This is a genomic window from Salipiger sp. HF18, assembly GCF_011806505.1.
Taxonomy (GTDB): domain Bacteria; phylum Pseudomonadota; class Alphaproteobacteria; order Rhodobacterales; family Rhodobacteraceae; genus Salipiger; species Salipiger thiooxidans.
This window is the reverse complement of sequence record NZ_JAATOS010000453.1, coordinates 1-3188: the sequence shown is the minus strand read 5'-3', so window position 1 is coordinate 3188 and position 3188 is coordinate 1. Positions and strand designations below refer to the sequence as shown.

At 71.0% G+C, this 3188-nt stretch carries 3 protein-coding genes and 1 pseudogene; all 4 read right to left on the bottom strand.

Translation table 11 applies throughout. The features are described from left to right. Nucleotides 1-117: 117 nt before the first annotated feature. Entirely contained in the window at nt 118-1434 is a 1317-nt protein-coding gene (locus tag HC022_RS22295; protein WP_167453863.1) for an aspartate aminotransferase family protein, read from the bottom strand. Next, entirely contained in the window at nt 1431-2072 is a 642-nt protein-coding gene (locus HC022_RS22290) for an isochorismatase family cysteine hydrolase (protein ID WP_167453862.1), read from the bottom strand. The genes HC022_RS22295 and HC022_RS22290 overlap by 4 nt, the downstream gene beginning before the upstream one ends. After that, nucleotides 2069-2812 carry an N-formylglutamate amidohydrolase gene (locus HC022_RS22285; RefSeq protein ID WP_167453861.1) on the bottom strand — a complete coding sequence of 248 codons (744 nt, stop codon included), beginning with the start codon at nt 2810-2812 and terminating at the stop codon, nt 2069-2071. Before HC022_RS22285 ends, HC022_RS22290 begins: the two co-directional genes overlap by 4 nt. Continuing rightward, a pseudogene (locus HC022_RS22280) lies at nt 2809-3188 on the bottom strand (branched-chain amino acid ABC transporter permease); the annotation flags it as partial. The pseudogene HC022_RS22280 and the gene HC022_RS22285, both read right to left, overlap by 4 nt.

Genomic DNA, 3188 nt, shown 5'->3' with positions numbered 1-3188 from the left:
CCCCCCGCGCCGGGCCCGCCCGGCCCCCCCGGGGCGCCCGGGTGCGTGCTCCCTCCAGGCGGCGCCCGCGCCCGCCGGTCTTCGGATCGGCGGGCGGTTTCGTGTTGCGGGGGTAGCCTACCAGCCTGCGAAGGGTGCGGTCAGGGCCTCATCGACGCGGCCCGCGCAGGCGTCTGCGATGGCCGCGGCAAGGACGGCAGCGCCCTCCTCGGCCTGCGCCCCGGTCAGGATCAGCGGCGGGGTCAGCTCGATGACGTTCGAGCCCGCGCCGACGTAATAGGCCACCACGCCCAGCTCCCACGCGCGGTAGACCGCTGCACGGGTGAGCGCGGGGGCCGGTGCCTTGTCCTCTCCCACGAGCTCGATGCCCAGCACGAGCCCCCGGCCCCGGATGTCGCCCACCGCAGGGTTGCCCGCGAGCTTTTCCCTCAGGGCCGACAGCAGCTTCGCGCCGGAGGTGGCGGCGTTCTCAGCCAGCCCGTCGCGCTCGATGATGTCGAGCACCGCAAGCCCGGCGCTGGCCGAGATCGGGTTCCCGTGGGTGGTCTGCATGGCAAACGCCGTGGCGCAGTCGAGCAGCGCCGACGGGCCCACAGCAGCCGAGAGCGGCAAACCGCCGCCCAGCCCCTTGCCGAAGACGGTGATGTCCGGCGTCCAGTCCTCGAACTGGAAGGCGTGCAGCTTGCCGGTGCGGCCGAGCCCCACCTTCACCTCGTCGCAGACGGTCAGGATGCCGTAGCGGGCGCAGATCTCGCCCAGCCGTTTCAGGAACCCCGGCGGCGGGATCAGCAGCCCGCCATCGGACTGGATCGGCTCGATGAAGAAGGCCGAGACCTCGTCGCCCGGGCAGTCGCCCGCCAGCAGCGCCTCGATATGCGCGAGCAGCGCGGCGCCGGTGGGGTCGCCATCGAAGGGCCGGTAGGGATCGGGATAGGGCACCGCGACGAGCCCGCCGTCGCGGGCGGCGTGGGACTGCACCGGGTGCGCCGAGACCGCCATCGAGCCCTGCGTGCCGCCGTGGTACGCGCCCGCGAAGGACAGCACCCGGTGCCGCCCGGTGGCCACCGGGAGCGCGCGGGCCACCGCCTCGTTGGCATCGCTGCCGGAATGGCCGAGCCAGACACGGCGGTCCTCGCCGCCCGGGGTGATCTCGAGCAGCTTCTCGGCCAGCGCCGTCGCGGGCGAGACGGCCGACGACAGCATCGACGCCCCCGCCTGCCCCAGCAACGCCTCGTGCACCCGCGCCACGAAGTCAGGGTGTGCATAGCCCAGCGAGGCGGCGCCCCAGCTGGCCGAGAGGTCGAGATAGCCCCGCCCCTCGGGATCGTAGACCTGACAGCCCTGCCCGCGCACCACCTCCTGCGGGAAGAAGCGCAGCTTCTGCAATCCCGAGTTCACGGCGCTGTCGCGGGCGTAGAGGCTGTTTCCGCTCATGTCGCGCCAAGCTCCTCCAGAAGCTGGGCGGTGGTCACCTGCCGGCAGTAACCCCTGATGGTCCGGATCGAATGGTCGTGGCGCTCCTGCGTGTAGGTCAGGCAGGCGTCGGTGACCTCGGTTACGAGGTAGCCCAGATCACAGGCGTCGCGGATGGCGCTTTCGACGCACTGGTCGGTGATGAGCCCGCTGATCACCAGCTGCTTCACCCCGAGATTGCGCAGGATGTAGTCGATATGGGTCGAGACGAAGACCGAGGACGAACTCTTCGGCAGCACGATCTCGTCGCCCTCGGGGGCGATCTGGTCGATGACCTTGCCGTCCCAAGAGCCCTTGGCGACGTTGAACCCGGTGATCTTGTAGTCGAGGCTCCGATCCCGCCCGTCGAGCGTCAGGCTCTCGATGCAGGTGTACATGACCTCGATCCCGGCCTTGCGGCAGGCGGACTGGATCGCCTGCATGTTGGGGATCACCCGGGTCTCGAGCTGGTCGAAGAACCAGCCGTACTTCGCCGCGAACTCTGCCTCGGGCAGATCGGCGAACTCTGCGCCCCTGCGGTTGGCGCTGAAGTTCTGCACGTCGACGAAGAGCAGCGCGGACTGCTCGGGCACCAGCGGCACCTCGCGGGTGAGGGTCATGCGGGGATCTCCTTGAGGAACATGGGCATCAGCCCGGCGAGCCGCTCGGCCCAGAGCGTCTGCCCGGCGGCGTCGCGGATGTGGAGGCTGGGCGGCAGCCCGCGCGGCTCGGCCTGTCTGGGCACGAACCAGTCCGAGGCGTCGTCCACCTGGTAGGGCTGGTTGAGCCCGATGGTGAGCCCCGGCACCGCCTGCCCCAGCGCGCGGGCCATCCGGTCCGAGGTGCGCCTGTCCGAGCGGAACAGAAACCCCACGTCCCAGGCACGGCGGATGCCGCCCATCACGGGCGTGTAGCTGTGGATCGAGAAGGTCGCCTGGATCTCGGGCCGTGCCAGCGCCGTGGCGACCGCGCCCTGGAACGGGCGGAAGATCTCGTCGACGCGCTTGACGCGATCCTCGGGGTCAAGCGCGGCGTTGCCGGGAATGACGTGGCCGTCGCTGACCGGCGGGCAGGAATCCGGTGCCTCGGGCGGGCGGTTGCAGTCGATGACGAGCCGGCTGTAGCGCTGCAGCACCGCGGGCGCGTCGAGCATGGCGGCGAGGCGCCGGGTGACCTCGGCCGCGCCGATGTCCCAGCCGATGTGCTCGTCAAGCTGCGCCTGCGACACGCCGAGCCGGCCAAGCGCCTCCGGCACCGCCTGGCCCGCGTGTTCGCAGACCAGCAGAAGCGGCGTGCGGCCCTCGGGGTTCACGATCTCGACCGGCGCAGGATCGCGCGGTCCAAGCAGCGGGGTCGTCATACCTTGTGTGCCTTCAGTGCCGGGGCCGGGATCAGCCCGTTGGGCCGGATGAGCAGCACGATCACCACGAGCACAAGCCCGATCGGATCGCGGAACTCCTGCCATTCGGGCGGCAGGTACGCGGCCAGGTAGATTTCGATGAAGCCAAGCAGGAAGCCCCCCGCCACGGCGCCGCGCAGCGAGCCGAGCCCGCCGAGGATCGCCGCGATGAAGGCCTTGAGCACCGGCGTGAAGCCCATGAGCGGATCGACCGAGGCGCGCTGCGACACCCAGAGCACCGCCGCCACCCCCGCGAGCAGGCCGGACAGCGCAAAGGCCCCGGCGATGACGCTGTTGGCACGGATGCCCATGAGCCGCGCGACGGCGAAATCCTCGG

Bases quoted from the DNA above. Each gene is read 5' to 3' on its own strand.
- HC022_RS22290 (WP_167453862.1), bottom strand. From the start codon at position 2,072: ATGACCCTCACCCGCGAGGTGCCGCTGGTGCCCGAGCAGTCCGCGCTG.
- HC022_RS22295 (WP_167453863.1), bottom strand. From the start codon at position 1,434: ATGAGCGGAAACAGCCTCTACGCCCGCGACAGCGCCGTGAACTCGGGA.
- HC022_RS22285 (WP_167453861.1), bottom strand. From the start codon at position 2,812: ATGACGACCCCGCTGCTTGGACCGCGCGATCCTGCGCCGGTCGAGATC.